At 70.3% G+C, this 26,451-nt stretch carries 26 protein-coding genes; 10 read left to right on the forward strand and 16 right to left on the reverse strand.

What is annotated here, in order from left to right; genetic code table 11:
• Window positions 1-184 precede the first annotated feature (184 nt).
• Complete coding sequence (locus ACLJQZ_RS40535) at window positions 185-1,948, reverse strand: FUSC family protein (protein ID WP_410626114.1); 1,764 nt, start codon at window positions 1,946-1,948, stop codon at window positions 185-187.
• 126 nt (window positions 1,949-2,074) lie between these two features.
• Entirely contained in the window at window positions 2,075-2,251 is a 177-nt protein-coding gene (locus tag ACLJQZ_RS40540; RefSeq protein WP_247052075.1) for a CsbD family protein, read from the reverse strand.
• A gap of 214 nt (window positions 2,252-2,465) precedes the next feature.
• On the opposite strand from ACLJQZ_RS40540, the gene ACLJQZ_RS40545 reads away from it, so the two are divergent.
• Window positions 2,466-2,825 (forward strand): hypothetical protein, encoded by a 360-nt coding sequence (locus ACLJQZ_RS40545; protein WP_247052074.1) that lies wholly within the window; start codon window positions 2,466-2,468, stop codon window positions 2,823-2,825.
• A 173-nt stretch (window positions 2,826-2,998) separates the two neighbouring features.
• On the opposite strand, the gene ACLJQZ_RS40550 is transcribed toward ACLJQZ_RS40545, so the two are convergent.
• Window positions 2,999-6,658 (reverse strand): family 78 glycoside hydrolase catalytic domain, encoded by a 3,660-nt coding sequence (locus ACLJQZ_RS40550; RefSeq protein WP_410626116.1) that lies wholly within the window; start codon window positions 6,656-6,658, stop codon window positions 2,999-3,001.
• Between the two features lie 311 nt (window positions 6,659-6,969).
• On the opposite strand from ACLJQZ_RS40550, the gene ACLJQZ_RS40555 reads away from it, so the two are divergent.
• A complete protein-coding gene (locus tag ACLJQZ_RS40555) occupies window positions 6,970-8,505 on the forward strand; it encodes an alpha-L-arabinofuranosidase B (protein WP_410626273.1) in 1,536 nt (511 codons plus the stop codon).
• Here ACLJQZ_RS40555 and ACLJQZ_RS40560 read toward each other — a convergent pair.
• The 5 genes from ACLJQZ_RS40560 to ACLJQZ_RS40580 all read right to left on the reverse strand — a co-directional run bounded on the left by ACLJQZ_RS40560 (window position 8,487) and on the right by ACLJQZ_RS40580 (window position 12,021).
• Window positions 8,487-8,870, reverse strand: coding sequence for a hypothetical protein (locus tag ACLJQZ_RS40560; protein ID WP_410626118.1), 384 nt, complete (start codon window positions 8,868-8,870; stop codon window positions 8,487-8,489). The two genes, ACLJQZ_RS40555 and ACLJQZ_RS40560, sit on opposite strands and share 19 nt — an antisense overlap.
• Complete coding sequence (locus ACLJQZ_RS40565; protein ID WP_410626120.1) at window positions 8,867-9,796, reverse strand: DJ-1/PfpI family protein; 930 nt, start codon at window positions 9,794-9,796, stop codon at window positions 8,867-8,869. The genes ACLJQZ_RS40560 and ACLJQZ_RS40565 overlap by 4 nt, the downstream gene beginning before the upstream one ends.
• A gap of 1 nt (window position 9,797) precedes the next feature.
• Window positions 9,798-10,187 carry a hypothetical protein gene (locus ACLJQZ_RS40570; protein ID WP_410626122.1) on the reverse strand — a complete coding sequence of 130 codons (390 nt, stop codon included), beginning with the start codon at window positions 10,185-10,187 and terminating at the stop codon, window positions 9,798-9,800.
• A gap of 89 nt (window positions 10,188-10,276) precedes the next feature.
• Complete coding sequence (locus tag ACLJQZ_RS40575) at window positions 10,277-10,930, reverse strand: response regulator (protein WP_410626124.1); 654 nt, start codon at window positions 10,928-10,930, stop codon at window positions 10,277-10,279.
• Window positions 10,927-12,021 (reverse strand): sensor histidine kinase, encoded by a 1,095-nt coding sequence (locus tag ACLJQZ_RS40580; RefSeq protein WP_410626126.1) that lies wholly within the window; start codon window positions 12,019-12,021, stop codon window positions 10,927-10,929. Before ACLJQZ_RS40580 ends, ACLJQZ_RS40575 begins: the two co-directional genes overlap by 4 nt.
• 139 nt (window positions 12,022-12,160) lie before the next feature.
• Between ACLJQZ_RS40580 and ACLJQZ_RS40585 the strand changes: the two genes are divergently transcribed.
• The 3 genes from ACLJQZ_RS40585 to ACLJQZ_RS40595 all read left to right on the forward strand — a co-directional run bounded on the left by ACLJQZ_RS40585 (window position 12,161) and on the right by ACLJQZ_RS40595 (window position 17,133).
• Window positions 12,161-14,737: a glycosyltransferase gene (locus tag ACLJQZ_RS40585; RefSeq protein ID WP_410626128.1), complete on the forward strand. Its 2,577-nt coding sequence runs from the start codon at window positions 12,161-12,163 to the stop codon at window positions 14,735-14,737.
• A complete protein-coding gene (locus tag ACLJQZ_RS40590) occupies window positions 14,737-16,188 on the forward strand; it encodes a radical SAM protein (RefSeq protein ID WP_410626130.1) in 1,452 nt (483 codons plus the stop codon). The genes ACLJQZ_RS40585 and ACLJQZ_RS40590 overlap by 1 nt, the downstream gene beginning before the upstream one ends.
• Window positions 16,189-16,290: 102 nt before the next feature.
• Window positions 16,291-17,133 (forward strand): lysozyme, encoded by an 843-nt coding sequence (locus tag ACLJQZ_RS40595; RefSeq protein ID WP_410626132.1) that lies wholly within the window; start codon window positions 16,291-16,293, stop codon window positions 17,131-17,133.
• Here the strand turns inward: ACLJQZ_RS40595 and ACLJQZ_RS40600 are convergent.
• From ACLJQZ_RS40600 to ACLJQZ_RS40610, 3 genes are read right to left on the reverse strand one after another with little or no spacing between them, the layout of a single operon-like run.
• On the reverse strand, window positions 17,130-17,414 hold the full coding sequence (locus ACLJQZ_RS40600) for a hypothetical protein (RefSeq protein WP_410626134.1): 285 nt from the start codon (window positions 17,412-17,414) through the stop codon (window positions 17,130-17,132). The genes ACLJQZ_RS40595 and ACLJQZ_RS40600 overlap by 4 nt on opposite strands.
• The gene (locus tag ACLJQZ_RS40605) at window positions 17,411-17,749 is read right to left on the reverse strand and encodes a helix-turn-helix domain-containing protein (protein WP_410626135.1); all 339 of its coding nucleotides are present in this window, start codon (window positions 17,747-17,749) and stop codon (window positions 17,411-17,413) included. The genes ACLJQZ_RS40600 and ACLJQZ_RS40605 overlap by 4 nt, the downstream gene beginning before the upstream one ends.
• Complete coding sequence (locus tag ACLJQZ_RS40610; RefSeq protein ID WP_410626137.1) at window positions 17,694-18,302, reverse strand: cupin domain-containing protein; 609 nt, start codon at window positions 18,300-18,302, stop codon at window positions 17,694-17,696. Before ACLJQZ_RS40610 ends, ACLJQZ_RS40605 begins: the two co-directional genes overlap by 56 nt.
• 99 nt (window positions 18,303-18,401) lie before the next feature.
• Here ACLJQZ_RS40610 and ACLJQZ_RS40615 point away from each other — a divergent pair, with 99 nt between their 5' ends.
• The 4 genes from ACLJQZ_RS40615 to ACLJQZ_RS40630 all read left to right on the forward strand — a co-directional run bounded on the left by ACLJQZ_RS40615 (window position 18,402) and on the right by ACLJQZ_RS40630 (window position 21,281).
• Complete coding sequence (locus tag ACLJQZ_RS40615; protein WP_326953116.1) at window positions 18,402-19,085, forward strand: alpha/beta hydrolase; 684 nt, start codon at window positions 18,402-18,404, stop codon at window positions 19,083-19,085.
• A 108-nt stretch (window positions 19,086-19,193) separates the two neighbouring features.
• Window positions 19,194-20,429, forward strand: coding sequence for a GDSL-type esterase/lipase family protein (locus tag ACLJQZ_RS40620; protein WP_410626139.1), 1,236 nt, complete (start codon window positions 19,194-19,196; stop codon window positions 20,427-20,429).
• Between the two features lie 56 nt (window positions 20,430-20,485).
• Window positions 20,486-20,875, forward strand: coding sequence for a hypothetical protein (locus ACLJQZ_RS40625; protein ID WP_410626275.1), 390 nt, complete (start codon window positions 20,486-20,488; stop codon window positions 20,873-20,875).
• Window positions 20,876-20,924: 49 nt separating this feature from the next.
• Window positions 20,925-21,281, forward strand: a complete 357-nt coding sequence (locus ACLJQZ_RS40630; RefSeq protein WP_410626141.1) for a ClpX C4-type zinc finger protein — start codon at window positions 20,925-20,927, stop codon at window positions 21,279-21,281.
• A gap of 67 nt (window positions 21,282-21,348) precedes the next feature.
• Here ACLJQZ_RS40630 and ACLJQZ_RS40635 read toward each other — a convergent pair whose 3' ends face one another.
• The 4 genes from ACLJQZ_RS40635 to ACLJQZ_RS40650 form a co-directional block, all read right to left on the reverse strand.
• A complete protein-coding gene (locus ACLJQZ_RS40635) occupies window positions 21,349-22,437 on the reverse strand; it encodes a toll/interleukin-1 receptor domain-containing protein (protein ID WP_410626143.1) in 1,089 nt (362 codons plus the stop codon).
• A 367-nt stretch (window positions 22,438-22,804) separates the two neighbouring features.
• Window positions 22,805-23,161, reverse strand: a complete 357-nt coding sequence (locus tag ACLJQZ_RS40640) for a WhiB family transcriptional regulator (RefSeq protein ID WP_410626145.1) — start codon at window positions 23,159-23,161, stop codon at window positions 22,805-22,807.
• Between the two features lie 109 nt (window positions 23,162-23,270).
• The gene (locus ACLJQZ_RS40645; RefSeq protein WP_410626147.1) at window positions 23,271-25,112 is read right to left on the reverse strand and encodes a hypothetical protein; all 1,842 of its coding nucleotides are present in this window, start codon (window positions 25,110-25,112) and stop codon (window positions 23,271-23,273) included.
• Between the two features lie 40 nt (window positions 25,113-25,152).
• A complete protein-coding gene (locus ACLJQZ_RS40650) occupies window positions 25,153-25,521 on the reverse strand; it encodes a 3-oxoacyl-[acyl-carrier-protein] synthase III C-terminal domain-containing protein (protein WP_410626149.1) in 369 nt (122 codons plus the stop codon).
• A 63-nt stretch (window positions 25,522-25,584) separates the two neighbouring features.
• On the opposite strand from ACLJQZ_RS40650, the gene ACLJQZ_RS40655 reads away from it, so the two are divergent.
• A complete protein-coding gene (locus ACLJQZ_RS40655) occupies window positions 25,585-25,965 on the forward strand; it encodes a hypothetical protein (RefSeq protein ID WP_410626151.1) in 381 nt (126 codons plus the stop codon).
• A gap of 286 nt (window positions 25,966-26,251) precedes the next feature.
• Here ACLJQZ_RS40655 and ACLJQZ_RS40660 read toward each other — a convergent pair whose 3' ends face one another.
• Window positions 26,252-26,449 (reverse strand): hypothetical protein, encoded by a 198-nt coding sequence (locus ACLJQZ_RS40660; RefSeq protein WP_410626152.1) that lies wholly within the window; start codon window positions 26,447-26,449, stop codon window positions 26,252-26,254.
• Between the last annotated feature and the right edge of the window lie 2 nt (window positions 26,450-26,451).

A 26,451-nucleotide genomic window follows, 5' to 3' on the forward strand; every position in this document is an offset into this window, starting at 1 on the left:
ATACTGGTGAAGGCCTCGTCGGGTCGTGTTGAGTGTGGTAACCCAATCCAACCTGACGAGGCTCTTCATGTTGTGGAGACATCAACTTCGGCGAGTTACGGACACAACTTCTGGCAACCTGCTTAGCCGGCGAGGGCCGGGGCGGCGTGGCGGACGCGCAGGACGTCCGCGATCACCGTGTCGGTCACCAGGCGCTGCTCCTCGTCGAGCGGCGCGTCGGGGGCCGTGATCGGCGAGCCGCCCAGCGCGAGCGCGGCCGCCGAGGTGAACTCGGCCATCGGCGTCGGGCCGCCGCGCAGCAGCAACGCGCCCGCCGACGCCGCGAGCCCACGCAGGCCCTCCGCGGCCGCGTCCAGCGCGGCCTGCTGACCGGGCTCGGGCGGCTTGCTCCCCGGTTCCGGCGCCCGCAGGTCCTGCTGGGCGCGGGCCGCGGCCCGGAACCGCGGCGCGAGCCGCCCGCGCGGTGCGCCGTCCAGCGCCCCCGCGACCTCCGTGAGCAAGGCTCGGGTCGTGCCGACGGCCTCGGCGAACCGCTCGGCCAGGACGGCTTCCGCACCCCCGGCACGGCGGCGAAGCCGAACAGCAGCGCGATCACGACGGCCAGCACCATCAGCAGCACGTACTCCACCAGCAGCGTCCGCGCGTCGAGGTGCTTCGTCGCCGAGTTCATCCCGACGCTCATGAGCACCATGCACCCGTTGAACACCGTCGGCCGGCTCCGCATCAAGGGGAACCCGGCCAGCAGCGCCACCAGCGCGAGCGGCAGCAACGCGCCGGGCGGCAGCAGCCACAGCACCAGCGCCAGCACGACCGCGCCGCCCAAGGCGCCGCCGACGCGCTGCCACGCCTTGCTCAGCGTGTCCCGCCACTCCGGCTGCAGCACGGCGAACGTCGTCATCAGGAACGACACCGTGAGCGGGTCGCCCGGCCGGAACCGCGCGACGACCAGGGCGAGCAGCATCCCGATCGCGCAGCGCACGGCGTGCCGCAGCTGCGCGGAACGCCACGAGAGCGCGCCTTCGGCCTCGTGGCGCAGCGCCGCCCGCACGGCCGCGCGCGGGATGTCCACAACGGACTCGTCGCGGGTGAGCACGGCGTCGCGGACCGCGTCGACGCCGGACCACAGCTCGTCGACGAGCCGTCGCGTTTCGCCGGGCAGGCCGGCGCCGGGGTCCGGCCGCTCGGCGGCGGGCAGGTCGTCCGGGGCGTCCTTCGCGCGGACGGCGTCGGCGAGGCCGGCGAGCTCCGCGTCCGCCGCGTCGAGGAGCGTGCGCAGCGCGCCCGCCTGGTCTTCGCCGAGGGCCCGCCGCCGGTCGTCGAGGATCGCGGCCGTGGCGCGGGCCCGCACACCCGCGCCCAGCACGCGGGTCTGCCACTTCCGCGGCCGGTCGGCCAGCCACAGCCGCACCGCGCGTTCGGCGGTGTCCTGGTCACCGCCCGCGAGCGCGTCGGCCAGCGCCTCCCGCGTGGGCTTGCCGGGGTCGCCGACGCCGAGCAGGAGCCGCAGCACGATCGCCACGCCGACGGCGAGCGCGGGCGCGCCGATGATCTGCCCGGCGCTCGCGGTGCCGGTCAGCTGGAAGCCGTAGCCGAACACCGACGCCATCCCCAGCCCGAGCCCGACCGTGACGAACCGCGACCCGAGCGCGGGCAGCAGCGCGGCGACGAACACGACGACGGTGAGCAGCGCGATCGCGGCGACGTCCGACACCGCGCCCAGCAACCGCGGACCGGCCACGCCGGCGACCACGAGGGGCGCGTAGCAGGCGAGCAGCACGAGGTCGGACCGCAGTGGCCCGCCCGTGGCGGCGATGAAGCAGAACAACGCCGTCAGCCCGGCCAGGACCACGGTGTTCCCGAGGCCGATCGCCACCCCGATGCCCGCCGTCGCGCCGACGACGACCACGACGAACCCGAGCATCCCGACGCTCTTGATCAGGCCTTTCACCACACCAACCCCTCGCCGCGCGCGCTGCCCTGATCATCCTGGCGCACGGCGGTCCGCACCGTGGGTCCGGACAGCAAAACCGCCGCACCCCGGAAGCCGGGGTGCGGCGGTCGCGAAAACTTCAGGTCAGTCCTTGACGCCCTTGATGGCGTCCTTGATCTTCTCGCCGGCCTGCTTGAGGGAGCCCTTGGCCTGGTCGGCCTTGCCTTCGGCCTGCCACTGCTCGTTGCCGGTGGCGTCGCCGACGGCCTCCTTGGCCCGGCCCTTCAGCTCTTCACCCTTGTTCTCGATCTTGTCGTTCACAGGCTGCACCTTTCGTCAGGCGACATTTCCGGATCGGCCTGTCGCCACGAGGGCCTTGTCCCATGGCTACCCGCTCAACGCCGACGTACACCTTTTCTGAGCCATCCGGGTGACGTGAGGGCCGTCACGCCACCCGGATGTGTCCCCGGTCCGAACAAGACGGCCGGCTCCGGAAGCCGGGTAGCGTGGGCCGGGCAACCGCCGAGGAGGCTGTGTGACGACGAACGGGGCCGGACGGCTGACCGCACCCTGCCGGTTCTGCGGGCGGCCCCCGCGACCGCGGGACACCCGCGTGCCCGGTCCGTCGGGCCCGATCTGCGTGGACTGCGTGCAGGCCGGCTTGTGGGTGATCCGCGACCGCGAGGAACGCCCGAACGAGGCCGGCGAGACCTTCGAAGCGGTCAGTTCACCGCAGGCGCCGGTCTGCGAGTTCTGCAGCCGCCGCGAGCGCCGCACCTTCCTCGGCTTCCGCCGCCCCCTGGTCCGCGTGCGCTGCGTGCCCCGCGACGCGGTGATCTGCGGGGACTGCCTCGACCACGCCGGCGACGCCCTGAACCTGGCGCTGCGCCAGTAACCCGGTCACGACGCCGGGACGTGCCACGGGAAGCCGTCCGGATCGGCCCTCGCCGCGGCCAGATACCGTCCGCGGCGGCGGAGACGGCGAGCCGGCTGCAGCCGGGTAGGTCCACGCACCCGACCCGAACGGACCGGTGCCGCCGCGGGGAGCGACGGCACCGGCCCGCGGGCTCACGCGGGAGCGGTGAACACGTACGACCCGGCGGGCACGAAGTACGTCCCCGCCGCCGACGGCACCGCCTCGGCCGGCGCGTTCACGGCGCCGGTCTGCGACGTCGGGACCCGGACGGTCGCCGACGCGCCCGCCGGGACCGTCACCCGCAGGGTGAGCGTGCCGCCGCTGATCGACCAGTCGCTGACCGCGCCGCCGAACGGCGTCTCGTACGTGGCCTTCGCCGACGTCAGGCCACCGCCCGGGCGAGGCGCGATGTCCAGTGCCGCGTACCCCGGCGCCGCCGGCGACAGGCCGCCGACCGAGCGGTACAGGAAGTCGCCGACCGAGCCGAGACCGTAGTGGTTGAACGAGTTCATCCCGGGATCGTTGAACGAACCGTCGGTCTTGATGCCGTCCCAGCGTTCCCAGATCGTCGTGGCGCCGCGGCCGATCATGTAGCCCCAGCCGGGGAACCCGGGCTGCAGCAGCACCTGGTACGCGACGTCGGCGTGCCCGTGGGCGGCCAGCACCGGCAGCAGGTTCTCGACGCCGAGGAAGCCGACGCTGAGGTGGCCACCGCTGGCGGCGACCTTCGCCGCGAGCTTGTCGGCCGCGGGCTGCACCCGTGCGGCCGGCAGCAGCCCGAACGCCAGCGCCAGGACGTACCCGGTCTGCGTGTTCGCGCCGACCGTGCCGTCCGCCGCCGAGAACTTGTTCGTGAACGCCGCGGCGATCTGGTCGGCGAGCGTCCCGTACTTCGTCGCCTCCGCGGTGTGCCCGGTGGCGGCCGCCATCCGCGAGACCAGCCGTGACGACCAGGCGAAGAACGCCGTCGAGATCAGGTCCTGCGCGGTGTTGTCGTTGACGTTGAGCCAGTCCCCGAACGTCTGGTGGTCGCGGATCAGGTCCGCGCCGGACGTCGAGCGCAGGTACTCGACCCACTTGACCATGGCGGCGAAGTGCTCGTTGATCACGCCGGTGTCGCCGTACCGCTGCCACAGGGTGTAGGGCACGATGACGCCCGCGTCGCCCCAGCCGGCCGTGCCCGAACCGTCGAGCACACCCGGCGCGACGTCGGTGAACGAGCCGTCGGCGTGCTGGGCGTCGGTCAGGTCGTCGCTGAACTTGCCGAGGAAGTTCGCGACGTCCAGGTTGAACGTCGACGTCCCGGCGAAGATCCCGATGTCGCCGGTCCAGCCCAGCCGCTCGTCGCGCTGCGGGCAGTCGCTCGGCACCGACAGCATGTTGGAGCGCTCACCCCAGAGGATGTTGTGCTGCAACTGGTTCACCATCGTGTTCGACGACGTGAAGGTGCCGGTCTGCGCGCCGGTCGTCCACATCGCCCGGCCGGTGACCGTGTTCGCGGTCGGCGCGGACGGCAGCCCGGTCAGCTCGACGTACCGGTAGCCGTGCACGGTGAAGCGTGGTTCGTACGTCTCGGCGCCGCCGGTGCCCGCGAGGGTGAACCGGTCGGTCGCCTGCGCGGCCCGGAGGTTGTCGGTGTAGATCGTGCCGTCCGGGTTGAGCACCTCGGCGTGCCGCAGCGTCACCGTGGTCCCCGCCGGTCCGGTCACCGAAAGCCGGTCCACACCGCCGAAGTTCTGGCCCATGTCGGCGACCCACACGCCCGGCTTGGGCTGGGTGATGGCGACCGGGTGGAACTCCTGCTGCACGGTGACGCCGTTGTCCACCTGGGCCACCAGGTTCGGCTTGGCGTCGGTGCGCACGCCGGGCGCCTGCCACGCGCTGTCGTTGAAGCCGGGCTGGTCCCAGCCGGTGACAGCGAGCCGCGCGTCGTAGTTTTCGCCCTGGTAGAGGTCGTCGGCGCGGATCGGGCCGTCGCCGGTCTTCCAGGTGCCGTCGGTGGCGACGGTCGTGCTCGTGCCGTCGGTGAACGTCAGCCGCAGCTGCGCCGAGTACCACGGCTTGGTGCCGTAGCGCTGGCTCCCGGCGATGCCGAGGCTGCCGGAGTACCAGCCGTTGCCCAGCATCGCGCCGAGCGCGTTCTCACCTTGGCGGATCTGGCCGGTGACGTCGGAAACCCGGTACTGCAGCCGTTTCGTGTAGTCGGTCCAGCCCGGTTCGAGGACCTCGCCGCCGACCTTGGTCCCGTTGAGCCGGGTCTCCTGCAGGCCGAGCGCGGTGGTGAGCAGCCGCGCGCTCGCCACCGGCTTGCTGACCGTGAAGCTCTTGCGCAGCAGGGGAGCGGGCGACGCGACGACGACGTTCGACGCCCACGGCCCGGTGCCGTACGCGGTCAGCGCCCGCGCCGCGGTCCAGGCGCTGTCGTCGAACGTGCGCTGCTGCCAGCCGGAGGGCCCGGTCTGGTTCGCCTTCCAGGACCCGTCGGTGACGACCGTCGGCCCACCGGTGACGGTCAGTTTGGCGATCATCCCGGCCGGGCTCTGCGTGGTGTTCTCGCTGCTGATCGCGATGACGTTCGCGCCGGTCGTGAGCAGCGGACCGACGTCGACGACGGCGGCCTGCTTCCACGAGTCGGCGGAGCGCGGCGACGAGCTGACCTGGGTGCCGTTGACCCACACGGTCGCGGTGTCGTCGCCGGTCACGACGAGCGTGGCCTTCGACGGCGCCGCGCTCAGCTGCACGGTCTTGCGGAAGTACCGGGTCGCCGGCGGGATCCCGCCGGCCGGGTCGCCCTCCGGGTACCAGACCCAGCTCGCGCCGGCGAGATCCGGACCGGCCGCCGAGCGCCCGATGAACGCGCCGGTCCACTCGGTGGCCGGGGCGCGCAACGCCGTTTCGAACCGCTGCACCGGGCTCCAGCCGCTCGCGCGGCCCTGGGCGTCCCAGACCCGGACGCGCCAGGTGTAGGCCGTCAGCGAGCCGAGCGCGGGCCCGCCGTACGCGACGTCGGCCTGCTGCCCGGACGCGACCTGCCCGCTGTCCCAGAGGTCGGATCCGTTGGCGGACACCACGATCTGGTAGGCCGACTGCCGCTGCTGCGACGTCGACGACGTCAGCTTCCAGCCGAACCGCGCCTGCGCCGGGTCGACGCCGATCGGGTTGACCCGGGTGCCGACCGTCGCGCTCGCCACGGAAAGGGGGGCCGCGGCGGTGGAGTCCGGTGTGGTGACGCCGGCGCCCCAGGGTGCCGCGCCGTAACCGCCGAGATCCGCGGCCGCGGGCCAGGATCCGTCGGCGAAGCCCGGCTGCTCCCAGCCTTCCGGCGCGGTCTGCGCGCTCTTCCAGCCGGCGCCGGTGGTCAGGTCGGTGGTGCCCGACGCGGTCGCGACGTGCAGCCGGCCGAGCAGCCCGGCCGGGCCGCCGGCGTTGCGGACGGCGACGGCGAGGGTGTTGACGCCGGGGACGAGCGCGGGCCGCAGGTCGACCGGCAGCCCCGTCTTCCAGGAGTCGGTGACGCGGGCCGAGGACGCGAGGGGCTTGCCGTTGAGCCAGACGTCGGCGGTGTCGTCGCCGGTCACGGTGAACCGGGCGTCGCTGACCGCGCCGCCGGCCACGGTGAAGGTGGTGCGGAAGTACCGGGTCGCGGCCGGGGCGGACACCCGTGCGTCACCCTCGGGGTACCAGATCCAGTGTGCTCCGGAGATGTCCGGTGGGGGCGCGGCGCCCGCCGGGGGAGCGGCGGCGCCGGAGAGCACCAGGGTCGCGGCGAGGGCGGTGGTGGTGGTCGCGCGCCAGAGCTGGGATCGCGGCATTGCGGCTCCTGGATGACGGGGACGGGGCTGCGGATCGTTAAAACGTTTCAATCCAGTGTGATATGTGACTGTAATCAGAGGATCACGCAACCGCAATACTCCACTGGAGGCAGCGGTGGCCGAAGAGCGCTGGCGGGAGGGGTATTCCTAAATCGTTTTAGGCGACCCGAGAGTGGCCGGCCGCGAATGGGCGCGTTGACGAAACGAGGGATCCGGCGTCATAGTGCTGACTGGTAACGCTCACATCAATCGGTCCCACCATGGAGGCTTTTGTGTCTCAATGTCGAGACAACAAGTGTGTTAGCGCTAACATTCCGGCCCGAAGTCTGCGCACGCTCGCCGTCGTCGCCCTGCTGCTCCTGGCGAGTCTTACGACCGCGTCGACGGCCTCGGCAGCTGAGGCTGCCACGTCACTGCCGTGCGACATCTACGGCGCCGCGAACACCCCGTGCGTCGCCGCGCACAGCACCACGCGAGCCCTCTACGCCGCCTACAACGGTCCGCTGTACCAGGTCCAGCGCGCGTCCGACGGCGCGCGGAGCAACGTCGGCGTCCTGGCGGCCGGCGGGTACGCCAACGCGGCGGCCCAGGACTCCTTCTGCGGCGCGACGACCTGCGTCATCACCGAGATCTACGACCAGTCGCCGCGGCACAACGACCTGACGATCGAGGGACCCGGCGGCGCGGGCGGTCAGGACACCGGCGTGCCGGCCGACGCGCTACCGGTCACCGCGGGCGGCCACCAGGTCTACGGCGCCTCGTTCTCCGGCCGGATGGGCTACCGCGACAACACGACGTCCGGTGTCGCTCGCAACGGCCAGCCCGAGGGCATGTACATGATCACGTCCGGCACGCACGTCAACGGTGCCTGCTGCTTCGACTACGGCAACGCCGAGACGAACAACCAGGACACCGGCAACGGCCACATGGACGCGCTCAACTTCGGCACCGAATGCTGGTTCCAGCCCTGCCACGGGGCCGGGCCGTGGGTGCAGGCCGACCTCGAGAACGGGCTCTTCCAGTCCGACTCGGGTGGCAGCGAGAACACCGCGAACACCGGGATCACCAGTCCGTTCGTGACGGCCCTGCTGAAGAACAACGGCCAGAACTTCTTCGCCGTCAAGGACGGCAACGCCCGGTCCGGTGGGCTGCGGACGACCTACTCCGGCCCGGAACCGACGCTCGGCGGGTATGCGCCGATGCACCAGGAGGGCGCGATCGTCCTGGGCACCGGCGGGGACAACAGCAACGGCTCGATCGGCTCGTTCTTCGAAGGCGTGATGACGGCCGGCCTGCCGACCGACGCCGCGGACAACGCGGTCCAGGCGAACGTCGTGTCGGTCGGCTACGGCGGCCCCACCGGCAGCACCGGCACGCTGTCCCCGGCGTCGGAGATCTCGGTGCGGGCCACCACCGCCTGCTGCACCGGCGACTACCTGCGCCACCAGGCGGACAAGGCGCTGATCTCACCGGTCGCCTCCGGCAGTTCCGCGCTCGACAAGAGCGACGCGACCTGGATCGTGCGCCGCGGCCTCGCCGACGCGTCGTGCGTGTCGTTCGAGTCGCGGAACTATCCCGGGGACTTCCTGCGGCACTTCAACTTCCAGGTGCTGCGCCAGCCGATGGACGGTAGCGCGGCGTTCCGGTCCGACGCGACGTTCTGCCCGGTCGCCGGGAAGAACGGGCAGGGCACGTCGTTCCGGTCCGCCAACTACCCCGCGAAGTACCTGCGGCACTACAACAACTCCGTCTACATCGCGGACTCCAGCGGTGCGAACGCCTGGGACAGTGCCACTTCCTGGGCCGACGACGTCAGCTGGGCGGTCGCTCAGCCCTGGGCGCCCTGACGCCGTCGCCGGAGCACCACGACCACACCGATGCCCAGGAGGATCAGCACGACCGGCGTGGCCGTGGGCCACCACGGCCACGCCGGGCCGTCGAAGACGACGTCGTCGATGGGCAGCTCCAGGGCTTTCGCCGTCCACCGCGCGGTCGCGACGTCCGTGTCACGCGCGAGCCCGCTCACCGCGACGTCGTAGGCGAAGCCGGGCCGGTCGTGCACGTACTCGGGAACCGGCCCGCCCGGCGGCGTCGGCACTCCGCGCGTCGCACCGGGCACGAGGAGACGGTCGAGATCGGCGTCGGCGAGTTTCGCGCGCGGCAGGAAGGTCAGCCCGTGCCGGGACCGGACGGCGCCACCGTCGGCGCTCACCGCGAGGGTCCGCGACACAGCGACTGGCCCTGGGTGTCGAACACCGACGCCAGCTCGATCTCGCCGACGCCGTCGGGCACCAGCACCCCGATCTCGGCCGGGTTCCAGCGGAAGCCCGCGTTGACGATCGCGACCGCGTCCGGCATCGCGGCCGGGGTCGTCACCGGCACGGGCGTGTCGTAGTGCCGCCAGCCGATCGCCTTCGCGGCGTCGGCGGCCACGGCCGGGCCGGCCAGCCGCTCGACGAGGTGCAGCGTGCCGTCGATGCCCGACAGGATCCCGGCGGTGGTGACGACTTTCCCGTCGTCGACGTACCGCTTCCCGCGTTGCCACCGCACGGCCGGGTAGTCGCTCGCGTAGGTCTCGAGCTTCAGCCAGTGCGCGGTCGCCGGACGGCCGTCGAGCAGGCCGGCCGCGGCGAGCACACCCGCGCCGTTGCAGACGCTCAGCAGTTGCGTGCCGCGGGCGGCCTGCTGGCGCAGCCACGTGGTGACCGGTTCGTTCGTGGCCTCACCGGTGTCCGGCATCGCCGGGACGACGACGAGGTCCGGCGCGGCCCCGCCCAGCCGAGCGGCGAGATCGGCGAAACTGAGGTCGGGCACCAGGTCGAGGCCGCCGGTCAACGGCTTCGGCTCCCGGTCCGGGGCGACGGTGTAGACGTTGAACCGGCCGGTGGCGGCGAGGATCTCGTACGGCGCGAGGGTGTCGGAGACGACGGCGCCGGCGTTCCCGACGACGACCACCGCGGTCGGCTTGGCCGGGTCGTGGGGGAGCGGTGGGGTGGCGGGCCCGGCCCGCTGCGGGCCGGGTGCGTTGAGAGCGCGGAAGGTCGCCAGTGCCGAGGCGGTCGCCCCGACGCCGGGGACCAGCAGCACGGCGAGCACGGTGGCGAGGACGAAAGCGCTGCGGCGCAAGAGGGTTCTCATGTCAGTGCCAGTACTCGGCGCGGCGCCACACCATGACGGCCAGCATCAGCACGACCATGACGACGTGCCCGGCGATCATCAGGCCGTCGGCGGACAGCGCGCCCAGCCAGTACGGCGCCAGCAGGACGACGAACGGCAGGTACATCGCCGCGGCCATCTCGGCGATCCGCGGCCAGGAGTGCCGCCGCAGCAGCATCGCGGCAGCCATCGCGACGCTCATGTCGGTGGCCATCACGAGGGCGCCGGCGGCCGGGCGGGCCGTCCAGGCGTCCGGCCAGAGCGGGCCGAGCGCGACCATGCCGATGATCATCGCGGCGACCATCTCGGCGTAGTGCCCGGCGAACCGGGCGAGTCTGCGGCCGGTGGTCCGGCCGGTTTCGGTGGTGGTCATGGGGTTCCCTCCAGGTTTCTCCTGGACGAGAATCTCGGCCGGCGGGCGTGCTGCCACGTGCCGGAAGTCATGACCGGGGTCATGACCCCTCAGAGCAGGCCCAGGTCCCGCGCGCGCAACGCCGCCTGGGTGCGGTCGCGGGCGCCGAGCTTGCCCAGCACGTTCGTGACGTGGTTCTTCACCGTGCCTTCGGCGAGAAACACCGCGGCGGCGATCTCGCGGTTGCTGCGGCCGTCGGCGACGAGCCGCAGCACTTCCAGCTCCCGCTCGGACAGCGGCACGACCAGCGGTTGCGGCCGAGGTGCGGTCGTCTCGGGCAGCTGCGCGAACCGCGCGACGACCTTGGCCGCGACCGACGGCTGGAGCACCGACTCGCCCCGCGCGGCGGCCAGCACGGCTTCGACCAGCCGCGTCGAGGAGACGTCCTTGAGCAGGTACCCGACCGCGCCCGCGCGCAGGGCCGCGAAGACGTCTTCGTCGTCGTCGAACGTCGTGAGCGCGATGACCTGGACACTCGGGTGCGCCAAGCGCAGCCGCCGGGTGGCGGCGACGCCGTCGAGGACCGGCATCCGCAGGTCCATCAGGACGACGTCGGGGGCCAGGTCGGCGGCCCGCGTCAGCGCTTCGTCGCCGTTGCCCGCTTCGCCGACGACGTCGATGTCGTCGCGGGTGGCCAGCAGCGTCGCCAAGGCTTCGCGGAAGAGCGCTTGGTCGTCGACCAGCAGGACCCGGACGCGGCTCACGCCGGTACCTCCATGCTCAGCGTGCACCCCTGTCCCGGGGCCGATTCGAGCGCGAGCTTCCCACCGAGGCGCGCGGCCCGTTCCCGCAGCCCCAGCAGGCCGAAGCCGGTCGTGGGTGTGCCGCCGGTGCCGGCGCCGTCGTCGCGGACCTCGACGCGGACGCCCGCGTCGGCGTAGTCCAGGAGCACCTCGACGCGGCTCGCCCGGGCGTGCTTGCGGACGTTGGTCAGGCCTTCCTGCGCGGCCCGGTAGAGCGCTTCGCCGGCCTCGTCCGGCAACGGCCGTTCGACGCCGGAGACGGTCAGCGTCGCCGGGACGCCCGTCGCTGACGTCTCTTCGGCGAGCGCCTTCAGGGCTTCCGGCAACGGCGGCACCGCGCGGGGCTCCCGCAGGGTGCGCACGGACCGCCGGACGTCGGCCAGCGCCGTCTCGGCCTGGTCCTGCGCCTTCGCGAGGACGTCGTCGGCTTTGCCCGGATCGGTCGGCAGGACCGCCCGCGCGGCCTTGACCTGCATCTGGACGACGGTGAGCGCGTGCCCGAGCCCGTCGTGGATGTCCCGGGCGACCCGGTTGCGCTCCTGCGCCGTCGCGAGCCGCTCCGCCTGCGCGGCGTAGTCCTGCAGCTTCGCGTGCGCCTCGGTGAGTTCACCGCGGGACCGCTTCTCCCGCTGGAGCAGCTCCGTCACAACGGCCGCGAAGACCACGGACACGAGCGTGCCGAGACCTTCCCGCAGGCCGGCGCCCAGCGACATCCCGAGGTGCACGAGCGGCACCACGGCGATCACGACGGCGAGGGCGGGCAGCGGCAGCTTCAGCAGCACGCACTGGCTGACCAGCACCACGAGGAAGAGCGTCGCGCCGACCCCGGCGTTGATCGTGAAGATCACGAAGGCCAGCGGCAGCTGGACGACGACGTACGCGGCGGCCCAGCCGAGGTGCTCGCGCCGGCGCACCCAGCCGAAGCCGAAGGTGCCGAGCGCGGCGAAGACCGCACCCAGCACGAGGGAGGCCACGGGCTCCCCGGACGCGAGGACCCCGAGCACCACGGAGAGGAAGGCGCCGCCGGTCAGCACCGCCAGAGCCCGGTTCACGGTGCCACTCTGCGGGGTCCGGCGGGCCCGGTCAACCGCCTCGCCGCCGGGAAAGCGCTGTCTGTTCACCCGGCGTCTCGGTGACCGGGCCACGTAGGGTGGAGCCGACACCGCAGTCGAGAACGGGAGTCCGTCATCGATGTCAGTGCTCTGGGGCGTGTCCTTCGACGGAACTCCGCTGTCCGGGGTGGTGGTCGAGTTCCTCAAGACGGCGGGCCGGCTCTCCGCCCGCGGGCACCGCGTCCACCTCGATCTCGGGTACGACATCAAGGCCGGCAAGGGCGCGTTCTTCCGGCCCTACCGTGACGAGGCCGGGCTGCTGCCGGACTGGGTCGTCCTCGACCGGATCGACGGCGTCGAGCAGGTCCGCGGGTACGACCGGTCGTTCGTCGAGCGGGTGCTCACCGAGGTCGTCCAGCGGGAGGCCGGCGCGGCGCTGCGGCCGGAGATCGACCGGATCGCCGGCGAGCTGGCCGACCGGATGACCGCCACCTGGGAACGCCTCGGCGTCACGATGGTGATGGTCGAGAACGGCACGCTGCCGGAGAACCCGACCTACACCGAGGCCCTCTACCGCGCGATCGACCGCTACGGCGCGCGGCACCGGCTCGGCCGGTTCGTGTTCTGGCGCGACCACGACCTGATGTGGCAGAGCGAACCGGGAATCGCCAAGTACGGCCGGTTCCCGTACCGCGAGACCCCGGCGCCGCGGAACTCGCCGTACATCCACTACTTCGCGCTGCACGACCAAGCGCGGGCGCGGACCCTCGAATGGGTGCCGGGCCTGCGTAACCTCGACGTCCTGCCGAACACGTTCCCCATCGCCACCGCGGAGATCGACGCGCGCAACGCGGACTTCAAACGCGACCACGGGATCCCCGAGGACGCCCCGCTGCTGGCCCGGATCACGCGGATCATCCCGCAGAAGCGCGTCGACCGGGACCTGCACCTGCTCGCGCTGCTGCCGGACGCGTGGCTGTTCGTGGCCGGCGACGTCGAGGAATCGCCCGCGGAGTACGTCCACCTCACCCGGCTGGCGGACCGGCTCGGGGTGCGCGACCGCGTCGTCTTCGGCGGCTGGCTGACGCCGTACGACACCACCGCGCCCGGCCGCTACTCCGTCCGGGACCTCCTGGCGCACGCGAGCGTCGTGTCCTTCCTGACCTCCTACGACTACGAGAGCTACGGCAACCCGGTCAGCGAGGCGATCGCCTCCGGGACGCCGTACGTGACCAGCGGGTACGAGCTGTATAACGCCGTTTACGGCAGCAAGGGGTTCCGGGCACCGGTGCTGGACATCCGGGCCCGCGACCTGCCGGACGCGGGGTTCGCCCGCGAAGTGGCCGAACTGATCACCGACGAGGGGAAACGAGCGGAAGTGGTGCGGGTGAACCAGGAACTCGGGCGGGCGCGCTTCGGCACCCAGGTCGTCGACGACCTGGTCGACCGGCTGTACCCGCCGCCGATGGGCGCCGGGACGCGGCTGAGCGTCGTGCTACCGGTGTACAACGAGGCGGCGAACCTGCGCTCGGTTCTGCGGACGCTGTACGACCAGCAGGCGCTGGACAAGGACAGCTACGAAGTCGTCCTGGTCGACAACAACTCGACCGACGACACCGTCGCGCTGGCCCGCGAGTTCGCGGCCGGACACCCGGACCTGGCGGTCCACGTGATCCACGAACCCGAGCAGGGCGTCTCGTGCGCGCGCCGCGCGGGCATGGACTTCGCCGCCGCCCGCAGCCGGAACCGGCCCGACACCGATCCGGCGCAGCGGTTCTACCTGGTCTCCGCCGATGCCGACTGCCAGGTGGACGCGCACTGGCTGAGCGAGCTCCTGGACGCGATGGAGACGACCAAGGCCTCGATCGGCGTCTGCGACTACTACTACAACGCGGACCACTTCACCGGCCGGCCGCGGCTCTGGGACGCGATCCAGCGGACGCTGCGCTGCCGCGCCGTCACGTTCTCGCTGTTCGGCGGGTTCCCCGACGGCAAGGGCTTCGCCGTCGAACGCGACGCCTACGAGCGCGCCGGCGGCATCGAGATCTTCTACCAGCTGCAGGACGGCAAGTTCGTCAGCCACCTCTCCGACGACTGGGACTTCGGGATCAAGGTCGCCGGCGGGGGTGACGCGATCACGTACGCGCCGCGCTCGCGCGTCGAGATCAACCCGCGTCGCGTCGACCACGCCATCGACGAGGTCATCGCCGGCCGCGCGTACGGCTCCGGCGGCACCATCGTCATGCGCGACATCCGCCCTTCCTCGCCCGCGACGGGAGCCGACCTCACCGAGGCGGAAGCCTTGCAGGCGTGGGAGTTCTCCATCAAGGACTTCACGCCGAAGAACACCATCCTGCCGGTGCTGCTGACCCCGGCCCTGCTGGAGGACGACGCCGTCATCGGGTTCTTCGGCGCGGACCTGGCCGCGCGGCTGGGCGCGCGGATCGCCGAGATCCGCGACGAGATGCGCGTCGTCGACTTCACGCCGATCCACGCGTACAAGACGCCGTCCTACCGGCTGTACCTCGAGTTCGCCGACGAGCTGTTCGCGTGCCTGCGCAAGCACGTCGGCGAGGACATCGGCGTCCCGCCACCGCTGCCACCGTGTTTCGCGGACGTTCCGCCGGAGCGGTTCGCGGAGTTCGTCCACTACTACTGCGAGGACCGCGAGTCCGGAGAGGCCCACAACTACTTCGGCAACGGAGGGGTGTTCTGATGACACTCGCCTACGAAGAGGCGATCGGCTCACTGCACGGTCTCGACCCCGCGTGGCCGCGCCCCGCGGTGCTCGACGTCCTGGAGGCGCCCGAAAACCGGCACCTGCTCGACTACGTGCAGGAGGATCCGTTCGGGGCGCACGTGTTCCCGGGCAACGTTCCCGGCTACGCGCCCGCGGACTTCCTGCGGGACCTGGACGCGCAACTGGCGTCGAGCGCCCCGATCCACCTGTGGTCCTACATCCCGACCTGCGCCTACCGCTGCCGGTTCTGCCAGTACCCGGTGGTGCTGGTGAAGGGCAAACCCGAAGTCACGTACGAGAAGGCGAAGCACTGGGTCGACCTGAACATCCGCGAAGCGCGCATGTGGCTGGACGCCGTCTCGAACCTGGCGGGCGCGGAGGTCGGCGAGTTCAACGTCTTCGGCGGGACGCCGTCGCTGCTGCCCGAGCCGGAGATCCGCCGGCTGCTGGACTTCTACCGGGAGGAGTTCGGGTTCACCTCGGACACGACCATCCGGTTCGAAGGCGATCCCAGCACGTTCACGCCGGCGAAGCTCGAGCTGCTGCGGGACCTGGGCTGCACCAAGCTGTCCAGCGGCGTCCAGTCGTTCGACGACCACGTGCTCGAGCTGTGCGGGCGCGAGCACTCGGCGCGGATGTGCGTCGACTTCGTCCGCAACGCGCAGCGCCTCGGCTTCGAGTGGGTCAGCATCGACCTGATGTACGGCCTGCTCGACCAGACCCTCGACAGCGTCCGCCGGGACCTGGACGTCGTGCTGGAGAACGAGATCACCGCCGTCGTGTGCACCAAGCTGCACCTGGCCTCCTACAGCGACACCCGCACCGGCGTCACGGGGGAGAAGCCCGCCGCGTGGCAGCTGCCGTCCTACCGGGACAAGCTGGTGCGCGACGGCCACCGCTGGCCGACGCTCGGCGAGCAGTACCAGATGCGCGAACTGCTCACCGACGGCCTGCGCGCGGCCAACTACACCGAGCACCCCACGATGTACTTCGCCCGCGACGGCCTCGGGCCGGAGAAGTGGAAGTCCATCATGGTCGACCAGGAGAAGCAGGAGGCCGAGGTCGCGATCGGCCTCGGCGGCAGTTCGAGCTGCCGCGCGTCGGAGGCGATCACCGACGTCAACTCCAAGCGCTACATCGAAACGGTGGAAGCCGGCCGGATCCCGCTGGGGTCGGCGACGCGGTTCACGCCCGAGGCACAGGAGGCGCGGGCGGCGAAGATGGCGCTGACGACGTTGCAGCCGTTGCGGGACTCGCTGCACGCTGCACGCTTCCCCGGGCGTTCGCTGTTCGCCGAACCGTGGCTCGGGAAGTTCCGTTCCCTGGCCGATCGCGGCCTCGTCCGGCTGGATTCCGAGGCAGGGAAAGTGGAATTGACCCAGACCGGAGAAGTCCTGGTGGAGGCCATCATCACGACCGAGCTCTGAGGACCGAGATCACTCCGACGGGTGACAGACGCCTCGCGGGGACCGGTACGGGCGTGCAGCATGGGTTCAGCACCGTACGGCCGTACCGAGATCGGAGCCCAGATGAGCCGAACCGTTCCCGGACCCCTGGCGAAGCTGGCCGGGGCGGGCGCGCTCGCGGCGTTCGCGTCGGTGGTCGTCGTGCCACCGGCGCAGGCCGCTCCCGACTACTCGCACGCGGACACGAACTTCGCGGGCACGCAGATCGAAGCGCACGAAGGCGTCCACGGGAGCCCGCTCACCTCCCGCGCGGACGTCGCCGACCAGACCCTCGGGCACGACGTGAGCGGCCACCAGGGCCCGGTCGACTGGGGCGCCGCGACCGCCGGCGGTGCGAAGTTCACCTACGTCAAGGCGACCGAGGGCACCGGGTTCGTCAACCCGCAGTACACCCAGCAGTACGACGGCGCGCACGCCGCGGGCCTGATCCGCGGCGCGTACCACTTCGCCCGCCCCGACGTCTCCAGCGGCGCGGCGCAGGCGGACTACTTCATCGCGAACGGCGGCGGCTGGCGGGGCGACGGCACGACGCTGCCGGGCGCCCTGGACATCGAGTACAACCCGTACGGCGACGTCTGTTACGGCAAGAACCCGGCCGACATGACGGCCTGGATCGCCGACTTCACCCGCACCTACCTCGCGAAAGCGCACCGCAGCGCGCTGATCTACACCAGCACGGCGTGGTGGAAGACCTGCACCGGCAACGCGAACGGGTTCGGGGACACGAACCCGCTGTGGCTGGCCCGGTACGGCGCGGACGTCGGCGAGCTCCCGGCCGGCTGGGACAAGCAGAGCATCTGGCAGTTCGCCCGCGGCGGCGGCCTGCCGGGCGACCAGAACTACTACAACGGCCCGATCGGCCGCGTCCAAGCGCTGGCGAAGGGCCAGGCGGCGAAAGCGGCCTAGCGCGTCTTCCGGATGACGACGTCCGGCCACGGCGGCTTGCGCAGCACGGCGAGGGTGCCGAGCGTCGCGGCCATCAGGCCGGTCATCGCCCCGATCAGGAGGACGCGGGTCGTGTCGACCGCGGCTTCCCACTTGACGTGGCCGTCGTGGATCACGAACACGCCGACCGGGTTGCTCACCGGGACGACCGTCGTCCCGTCCGGCGTCTCGTAGGGTTCGCCGAAGAGGGCTCCGTCCGGCTTCGCGGTGTCGCGCACGGCCCGCAGTTTCACCTTGCTCATCGGTCCATCGAACCGGAACCCGCGGCGCCGCGCCAGGCCCGAGGCGAACTCCCGTACGCGCGGGAGAAGGCCCGGCTGAACGCGGCCTCCGAGGCGTAGCCGACGCGGGCCGCGATCCGCCCCACCGGTTCGCCCGTTGAGCGCAGCAGGCGTGCCGCGTGGTCCAGCCGTCGCCGCTGGACGTACGCGCCGGGCGGCTCGCCGACGGACTCGGCGAAGCGGGCGGCGAAGGCCGAGCGCGACAGCGACGTCAGCCGGGCCAGCTCGTCGACCGGCCAGTCACGTCCGGGGTCGCGGTGGATCGCGGTGAGCGCGGGCCCGAGCGCCGGGTCCATCGCCGCGGTCAGCCAGCCGGGGTGCGCCGCGTCGCCGGAGGCCGCCCACGTCCGCAGCTCGGATGAAGAGCAGGTCGAGCAGCCGCGACACCATCACGCGGGCGCCGGGCTCGGGCCGGGTGACCTCGGAGAGGAGCAGATCCCGGCTCAGCGGGAGCCACGCCGCCGTCCCGGCGTCGCCGCGGATCACGATCGCCGCGGGGAGGACACCGAGCAGCGGCGCGGCGACCACGGTTTCGACGAGGAACTCGCCGGTCACCCAGTCCGCGACCGCCATCGGGCGGACGACGTGCGCGTCACCGCGGGCGAGCAGCGCCATGTCGCCGTGGTTCAGCTCGACCGGCGCCTCGCCCTCGACTTCGAGGCGGACCCGCCCCGTCCCCACGAGGTGCAGCGACCGCGTCCCGGTGGGATAGCGCTCGACGACGTCCGTGTGCCGGCGCACGTCGCCGCCCTGCAGGTGGATGGCCTGCAGGACGTCGGAGAGCGCGTCCTGCTCGCCGTACGCGGGCAGCGGCGGTGAATCGGCAAAGTTTTCCGGTCTCTGGGCCATGGTTCTTGCTCGAACCTCCTCATAGGCTGCGAAGGCAGTATGCGCGAGCGAGTCCGCACGAGCGGACCCGGCGCGCCTGATCGAGGAGGAAACCCCATCATGTCTGCCAAGCCGACGGTGGTGCTGGTCCACGGCTTCTGGGGTGGCGCCGCGCACTGGGCGAAGGTCATCGGAGAGCTGGACAAGCGCGGTTTCGGGGCGCTCCACGCGGTCGAGAACCCGCTGACGTCGCTGGCCGCCGACGCGGCCCGCACCCGGCAGATGGTCGCGCAGGTCGACGGGCCGGTGCTGCTGGTCGGCCACTCGTATGGCGGCGCCGTCATCACCGAGGCCGGGACGCTGCCGAACGTGACCGGCCTGGTCTACGTCGCGGCGTTCGCGCCCGACGCGGGGGAGAGCCTGGCGACGGTCAGCGAAGGCCACGACGCCCCGGGCGGCGCGAACATCGCGCCGGACTCCGACGGCTACCTGTGGATCGCGCAGGACAAGTTCCACGAGAGCTTCTGCCAGGACCTGCCCGAGGACGAGGCGCGGGTCATGGCCGTCACGCAGAAGGCGCCGGTCGGCTCGACGTTCGGCGACCCGGTGACGGACCCGGCGTGGAAGCGGAAGCCGTCCTGGTACCAGGTTTCGGCCCAGGACCGGATGATCGCCCCGGACAACCAGCGCCGCATGGCCGCCCGCATCGGCGCCCGCGAGACGATCGAGCTCGAGTCCGGGCACGCGTCGCTGGCGTCCCAGCCCGTCGCGATCGCCGACCTGATCGAGCGCGCCGCCGGCTGACAAGACCAGACAGGATCGCCCCCGCGCTGTTGTCCGCGCGGGGGCGGCTCCCTATTCTCGGTACTGTCACGGTTTTCGTTTCGTCCTTTGTGGACTACGGAGGTACCTGTGCGCGGCAAGGTGGCGGTTCTGGCGGCGGTTTCGGCCCTGGCGTTCGCGGCGGCGCCGGTCGCCGCGGGAGCCGGGCAGGCGTGGTTCACCTCGTGGGCCCAGTCGCAGGACGGCCGCGCGGACACCTCGGTGAACACGCAGTCCGTGCGGATGATCACGCACCTGAGCCAGGGCGGCGACGCGATCCGCGTCCGCCTGCAGAACACGTTCGGCACGGGCCCGCTGTCGGTGGGCCACGCCACAGCGGGCGTGAGCGCGGGCGGCGCGGCGGTGACCGAGCCTCGGGATCTCACCTTCGCGGGCGCCCGTGCCGTCACCATCCCGGCCGGGGGAGAGGCGTGGAGCGACGAGCTGCGCCTGACCACCCGCCCGGACACGAACCTGGCCGTGAGTTTTTCGGTGCCGGGTTCGGCGGTGGTCGGCCGCCACGGCGCGGCGCTGCGAGACAACTACTTGACCGCTACTGGTGCCGGAGACCACGCCGGCGACCCCGGCGGCTCGGCGTTCGCCCAGACGGTGGGCTCGACGTACGTGGTGAGCGCGGTGGACGTGCACAACACGGCGCTGAAGGGCACGGTGGTCCCGTTCGGCAGCTCGGTGGTCGACGGAATCGGCAGCACGAACTGCGGCCCCGGCTGCACCCAGCTGGGCGCCGACCGCCGCTGGACGGACGACCTCGCGCGTCGAGCCGCTTCTTCGGGCCTAGCCGTCGCCAACGCGGGAGTCTCGGGCACGACGAGCGCTCCTACGTGCCCGAGCATCCCGCCGGGTGTAGTCGGCCTGGACGCGGCGAGCCGCCTGGACCGAGACGTCCTGGCCCTGCACGGCGTCAAGTCGGTGATCTACTACTACGGAACGAACGACCTGGCGTACGGCTGCGACGCGACGGCGGTCCTGGACAGCTACCGAGCGGTCTTCGCCCGCCTCCGCGCGGCGGGCATCGCGGTGTACGTCACCCCGAGCACCCCGCGTCCGGGCTACAGCGACAAGAACAACCTCGACCGCCACGAGATCGCGCTGTTCGTGGAACGCTGGAACAACTGTGGTGGCCTGTGCACGGGAATCCTCGACTTCGACGAGGTCCTGAAGGACCCCCTGAAGCCGAACAGCATCAACCCGGCGTACGACAACGGAGACGGAATCCACGCGAACGCAGCTGGCCAGCAAGCACTGGCGGACTTCATCTCGATCCCGATGCTCACGGCCGGGTCAACTTCCCACACGATGGGGTGACAACGCGCGTCGCAACGGCTTGAGTGTGCCGGTAGCTGCGCAAAGTACGTCGCGTGATGAACAACTCGATGGACGACGCGGGGTGCTGCCTGCTGTCGGTGGCCTGGAACATAGCCCCGCTGCTGGAACCGTCGCCGACGTCCCGCCGCTCTTCCCTGCGCGCGACGATCGAGGAAACCTGCCGTGTCACCGGCCTCGGAGCCCGCTCGTGGGCCGCATGCCACGGCACGGGAACGGAGCCGGAGTACCGCCCGTTCTTGCAGCTGGCGGACGTCGCGTACGAGATCGCCACATTGCTGCTCCTGGTAGGCGACTGCCTGGTCCCGGATCTCGAGCGTGAACACCGCCGCTGGGCGGAGATCGAGGGCTTGATGTCCCGCCTGGAGGAACTCTCGGGCTGGACGTCGTCGTTCCTCGGTTCGCTGACCTTGTCAGGCCACGCCTGACGCGCGTAAGGTTCAACCTGACACGTTGGCTTTCGCCCGAGGAGACCTGATGACGGCTGCGGTCTTGGCCCACTGCTCGTTCTGCGCCCGCCCGAACACCGAGGTGGAAACCCTGGTGAGCGGCCCCGGAGTCTTCATCTGCGACGGCTGCGTCTCGTTGTGCGCCGCGGTGATCGAAGGCAAGCCGACGTCGATGCCGAGGGTGGCCCCGTGGGACCAGGAGCTGACGCTGGAGGAGGTCCTGTCCCGCCTGGCCCCGGTTGCCTCTTCAGGCGCCCAGGTACAGCAAAGCCTGACGGCGTGGGTCCGCAAAGCGCGCTCCCTGGGCGGCACCTGGACGCAGATCGGTTCGGCGCTGGGCATGACCCGTCAGTCAGCCTGGGAACGTTTCTCGGGAGGTGAATGACGGGCTGGTTGTCCATCGCCTGTTCGGCGGAATCGGATCTACCCTGCCGTGGCCCGATGTTCGGCTCTCAGCGATCGTCTCGTTGCCTTAGCGTGGCGAAGTACGCGTCTCGTGCGCTGCTGAATTCGTCCATCGCAGACTCATCCAGATCGATTTTGAGGCTGAACGTGAGGTTTACATCTTCTCCGTTGAGCAGTTGTGCTGAAATCCCGTCGAGTCCGTGCATGTAGATCTGGACCAGTTGACGGATTTTCCGGATCGGATCGTCGGCTAGTCGGGCTTCGGCGTTTGCGGCTCGACGCAACGAGTCATCAGCGATACCGATCGCGCGGAGGTCGGCGGACCAGTCGAGAAGCTCGCCGTAGATGCTGGTCAACCGGCTTGCCAGGTGGATGATCCGCTCCGGGTCGCCGGGTTCCCCGGGCTCACCGAATGCGGCGACCTGCGCTTCAGGAGAAAGAACGCGGTCGATGTTGGAGACGATCGTTGCGACAGAGGTCAGTTTGGTGCTCAGCAGGGTCAGTCCCTCCTCGTCATCGACCACTGTGCCGTTGTGTGGTGCGAACTCGATGACGTGGTCCCGGTACTTGTCCGCCAGATCGGCGATGCCCTGGTGCAACATGCCGCCGTAGAGAAGGTATTCCCATCCCGGTGGACGTTCGCTCAGCACGATGGCAATGGCTTCGGGCGTTCGCGGCGCTCGGCCGTCGTACTTCGGTGGTCGAGCCTGGGTTCGATCGCCGAGTTTGCGCACGATGGCGTCCACGATCCCCTGAACCCCCGCGAATTCCGCATCCACGTAGCCGATGGTGGAATGCAGTCCAGGAAGCTCTGCGTCGTCGATGCGCACCGGAAGGATGTAGGGCGCACTCTGTTGAAACGCACGGTCCTGCGCGGCCTGTCGCTCGTAGCCGGTCCACTTCTTGCTGACATAGTGCTGGGAGACGAAGAGAACGGCATACCGCGCACGGCGCCCGTAGATCGCTTGGAGGAAGTCGACAAGGTTCTCGCCCCACATCTCGGAAGTACTGTCTTCGTCGAAGAAGACTCTGATGTCGTATTCCTTGAGCTGAGTCACGACTGCTCTCACGAGCTCCCGATCCTCGCCGGCGAACGACACAGCGATGTCGTAATCAAAGGTTTCGTCGTTCGTCACCAGTGCTCCCATGTCATGCGAAGCCAGAGAGTCTAGTTGACCGGCCTCAACCTGCCCCTGAGCGGACACCCCGACGGGCCGGGCTCGACCTACGCCCCTCGACCGCCGTCGGCCGACTTGGTCGTTTCGGACATGAAAAAAGGCCACCTCTACCTGCGTAAAGGTGGCCGATCCGGTCGGGCTGACAGGATTCGAACCTGCGACCCCTTGACCCCCAGTATCTGGGACCCGAACGCTGTGCTCACCGGTGTTTTTCCAGTTCGTGTAGAAGCATAACACGTCGGGTTTTGAAGTCTAGTCGGATGCCTGTGCTGACACTGGAGGACACCGTTTAGTAAAGGGGATTTCTGCTGGTGGATGCTGACTTTCAGTCGCGGATCCGTGTCTGGCCTCGACGGTTCCGCTCGTAGGCTGAGTGAGCAGTGCGGCACAAGGTGCACCTGCAGCGGTGTTTGCTGTACCGAGGATTTGTTCCATGAGACGGCAAGATTCGGACGCCTTCGCAACCCGCTATCTGCTCACGTTCGTCAGGAGAGAGTCCACCCCACATCCCCCATGGATCGTGATTGGACAGGGCCAGGGACAAGCAAGGATCTCGAACTTCACAGCGGGCGCAAATGTTGCGGCACGCCGCGAGTTCGTCTGGGTCGGTGCAGTGCCAGTCCAGGTCGGCGCGGTCGCGGCAGGCTGCCCGGCGACGCCACTGAGCGGGGTTGTCTTCCATGAGGTCGCCTCAGTTTCCGGATCCCCTGCGGCGTGCGCGGGAGCTGAGTAGCGCCAGGCGCTGAAAGTGTGCTCTCTTTGCTGCATCTGCGCGCTGCTTCCGGGCTGCTTCATCCAGGACGCCGTCCGGGTCCACCAGGCGTTCGAATCTGGCCAGGGCAGCTTGGCGTGCCGGCGCCGTTCGCTGCGTCCGATCGTCGGTGCGTGACCAAGAAGTGTGTGCTGCGATGCGTGCCCGCATGGATCGCTGTGCTGGGGTTAGTCCTTGATCCTGAGAAGACTGGTTGTCCATTACTTCCTCCCGCTGTAGGCGATTGATATAGGGGGAGGGTGCACGTCAAATCCGAATGGATCCGACGTCGCTCACGTGTCGCTGTGAGGATGGTCAAGTTCGAATATTCAATTAGGTGTGGTAAATGCGCCACACTGATATGTTTGGCGGATCGACGGGCTAGCTCGACGTGGAGACAATAATCTGTTTTGTGGCAGGCGGAGGTGTGGGGGCACTGGTCATTGTCATTGTCTGCGCTATGCGCGGATTCATTGAGACCTTCTCGCGTTCGTGAGCTCGGTCTCATCACGCGGTGATGCCATTGAAGTCGATCCTCTTGATGCTGGTTCTTGAGGCGGAAGGCATTGGCTTGGCCGACGCTGGGGGTGTACAGAGTGGGGGAAGTTAATTCCCCGTCAGGAGCGACAGCGGCGCCTTCGGTCACGACGAAGGCGTCACAGTCGGTTTCTCCTCCGGTGTAGTGGTGCACCCGTTTAAGGATGCCCAATTCGAGTGCGGCGTCTCGTGCTCGGCGGACGGTCTTCGGGTCGAGACCGGCGCGCTCGGCCCAGTGGCGAATTGAGATGGAGCCTCGTGTCGTGAGGACGGCGTGCGCGAACGCGTCGAGAACTGCACGCAAGCTACTGATCCGTACGCCGGCGATCGTGCCGGTGCGCAGCGCCGTGCTGGCTCCGCGCGCCAGCTGTCTGTCCACGGCCGCCTGAAGCATGGCACCGACGTGTCGTAGCTGACGAGGTGACGGTTCGTTCTGGTGGTCGCCGGCTTGAGGTGGTCCAATGCGTCGTCGCCGCGGCCTGCTTTCGGCCGCCTCGCGAAGCGCGGGTAACCAGCGGAGGCGGTGCCAGGCATCTCGCCCGAAGTAGGCGGCCTGCGTCGGGGACGCCTGGCGGAAGAGGTCCCACGCCTGCTGCTCGGCGAGGCCGCGCTCGGCGGCGGCGATCGTGGTGGCGGGCGCCCAAAACCAGCGCCGCCAGGCTTGCCGTCCGATCTCGCGGGCCTTGGTCCCGGCGAGGTCGGCGAATGCCCAGGCGTGCGCTGTGGCGTGGCCGGCGCGGGCGAGCGCGAGGGCGTGGCCGTACTCGCGTTCGGACCTGCTGACGCCCGAAGCGTCGCGTCGACGTGCCGGTCGTATAACCCGCAAGGCCCTGGGCGTGCCGAGATCCGGCACGTCGCTCGTCGTCAACGTGCAGCTCAGGATCGGGCTGGGCAGCTCGTGTCGATGCGGCGAGGACGTGAGCCGGAGGGTCGAGCGGACGGTGGCGGAAACGTTTTGCCGGGTCGCGACCGTGGTGACGACGCACTGTAGTTCCTCGCGCAGGCACGGCGGCGTCTTGATGACGATGTGCGTGTGCCCGGGGCGGCCAGAAGCGCGCCGGAGCCAAGGCAGGCCGTAGCGATCGGCCCAAAGAAGCAGCTGTTCGGCGACGACCTCGCCTGCATCGGCTCCGGCGCCGGTGTCTTCGGGGTCGATATCGATGGCAAGGAGGGGCTGCCGGAGCGTGCCGACAATGGCTCGGGCCGCGTCGTCGGTGGTGAGGATGGTGACGGCGTCGTCGAGATGGTGGGTGATCGTGTGCGCGTGGTTGTCGGCGTCGATGACGATGAACGGCGCACCGAAGAGTGCCTGGTCGAGGCGCGACGGCAGGTAGGTGTCTGGCATGGGAGTCCTCGGGAGCTCGGCGTGACGGGCTAGGCGCTGGTCAACGCTGCGCGTCGGCCGGCGCGCGCCAGGGCCAGCGCAAGGGCGGGGCGAGAACACCCAGGCTCAGCGGCACCGCGTCGATGCGGAGAACCGCGGCGGTCCAGGTCATGCCGATACCGATGCCGAGCAACGCGACGTGGTCGCCAGGGACCACCGCGCCGCGCGTGAGCAGGTGAGCGAGGCCGACGATCTGGTCGTTGGGGCCAATGTGGCCCCATTGGTCGCCGGCCCGGCAGAGGGTGCGCTCGGCGGTGATGCCGAGCGGTTGCAGGCACTGGGTGTCGAGCAGGTGCCGTCCATAGTGCGGCAGCAGGATCCAGCGCAGCTGGTCGAGCTGCAGGCCGGCGTCGCGGAGCGCCTCGTCCATGACGGCGCGGACCCCGTCGTGATTGCGGCGGGTGACCGAGGCCGCGCCGACAGCGTCGGTGTATTGGCGTTTGCGTTCGCGGATGCGTTCGATCCCGAGTTCGGTGGTGCCGGCGGGGAGGAACCGGTGGTTGCCGCGGTGGAGTTGTTCGAGGGTGGGGTCGGTGTAGGAGCTGGTGGCGAGGATGTGGGCGAGGCCGGGGTGGCGGCCGAGGATGAGGGCGGAGCCGCCGTCGCCGTAGGCGATGCCGTGGTCGGCGGTGAGGTGGTCGAAGGCAGGTGGGCCGAAGGTTTCACCGCCGGTGAGCAGGACAGTGTCCAGATCGGGGCTGCCGGCCAGGACGCGGGCGGAGATGTCGATACCGCCGACGAGGCTGTTCTCATAGCGTTGAGCTCGCTGGCGATACCGCGGCCGGCGGGCAGACCGAGGCGGGTGCGGACGTAGGCGGCGCGGGACCAGAAGTCGATGCCGCGGCTGCCCCGCCAGATCGCGGCATGGAAGTGCAGGTCAGGAACGGGCAGCGGGCCGATGGTGGTCATTGCCATGCTGGCAAGTGCGTTACGACCGGCCCGCACGGCCAAATCCATCCCGCTGCTGTCCGATGCGATCGACACCGCGCGCTGGCTGGTCGCCTCGTGCAGTGTCCGCGTGGTCTCGAGGTTCTCGACGGCGACGAGGTCGCCGAGCGCGGCTCCGACACCGCGAAGGTGCATGTTCTTCCAGCGCATCGTCAGCACCGTCCTTCCCGGGTGGGCTCGGTCGAGCCGGACGTGACGTCGGTGACGATGGCGTCGACTGAGCGGTAGTAGGCCCGTAGGCGATGGGTCGTGATGCCAGTACAGGCGGCGATTTCGTCGAGTGTGATCGCTCCGCCGGGTGGCGGGTTGTCGAGTAGGTCGCGGGTGGTGTCGGTGATCAAGGTGCGCATGG

The organism is Amycolatopsis sp. cmx-8-4, assembly GCF_046548675.1.
Taxonomy (GTDB): domain Bacteria; phylum Actinomycetota; class Actinomycetes; order Mycobacteriales; family Pseudonocardiaceae; genus Amycolatopsis.

Coding starts and splice junctions, on each gene's coding strand:
- ACLJQZ_RS40650 (WP_410626149.1), bottom strand. CDS start 25,521: ATGGACGAGGCGCTCCGCGACGCCGGCCTGCAGCTCGACCAGCTGCGC.
- ACLJQZ_RS40570 (WP_410626122.1), bottom strand. CDS start 10,187: ATGACCACCACCGAAACCGGCCGGACCACCGGCCGCAGACTCGCCCGG.
- ACLJQZ_RS40565 (WP_410626120.1), bottom strand. CDS start 9,796: ATGAGAACCCTCTTGCGCCGCAGCGCTTTCGTCCTCGCCACCGTGCTC.
- ACLJQZ_RS40640 (WP_410626145.1), bottom strand. CDS start 23,161: ATGGAAGACAACCCCGCTCAGTGGCGTCGCCGGGCAGCCTGCCGCGAC.
- ACLJQZ_RS40550 (WP_410626116.1), bottom strand. CDS start 6,658: ATGCCGCGATCCCAGCTCTGGCGCGCGACCACCACCACCGCCCTCGCC.
- ACLJQZ_RS40645 (WP_410626147.1), bottom strand. CDS start 25,112: ATGCCAGACACCTACCTGCCGTCGCGCCTCGACCAGGCACTCTTCGGT.
- ACLJQZ_RS40610 (WP_410626137.1), bottom strand. CDS start 18,302: ATGGCCCAGAGACCGGAAAACTTTGCCGATTCACCGCCGCTGCCCGCG.
- ACLJQZ_RS40660 (WP_410626152.1), bottom strand. CDS start 26,449: ATGCGCACCTTGATCACCGACACCACCCGCGACCTACTCGACAACCCG.
- ACLJQZ_RS40630 (WP_410626141.1), top strand. CDS start 20,925: ATGACGGCTGCGGTCTTGGCCCACTGCTCGTTCTGCGCCCGCCCGAAC.
- ACLJQZ_RS40595 (WP_410626132.1), top strand. CDS start 16,291: ATGAGCCGAACCGTTCCCGGACCCCTGGCGAAGCTGGCCGGGGCGGGC.
- ACLJQZ_RS40590 (WP_410626130.1), top strand. CDS start 14,737: ATGACACTCGCCTACGAAGAGGCGATCGGCTCACTGCACGGTCTCGAC.
- ACLJQZ_RS40625 (WP_410626275.1), top strand. CDS start 20,486: ATGAACAACTCGATGGACGACGCGGGGTGCTGCCTGCTGTCGGTGGCC.
- ACLJQZ_RS40615 (WP_326953116.1), top strand. CDS start 18,402: ATGTCTGCCAAGCCGACGGTGGTGCTGGTCCACGGCTTCTGGGGTGGC.
- ACLJQZ_RS40605 (WP_410626135.1), bottom strand. CDS start 17,749: ATGGACCCGGCGCTCGGGCCCGCGCTCACCGCGATCCACCGCGACCCC.
- ACLJQZ_RS40585 (WP_410626128.1), top strand. CDS start 12,161: ATGTCAGTGCTCTGGGGCGTGTCCTTCGACGGAACTCCGCTGTCCGGG.
- ACLJQZ_RS40600 (WP_410626134.1), bottom strand. CDS start 17,414: ATGAGCAAGGTGAAACTGCGGGCCGTGCGCGACACCGCGAAGCCGGAC.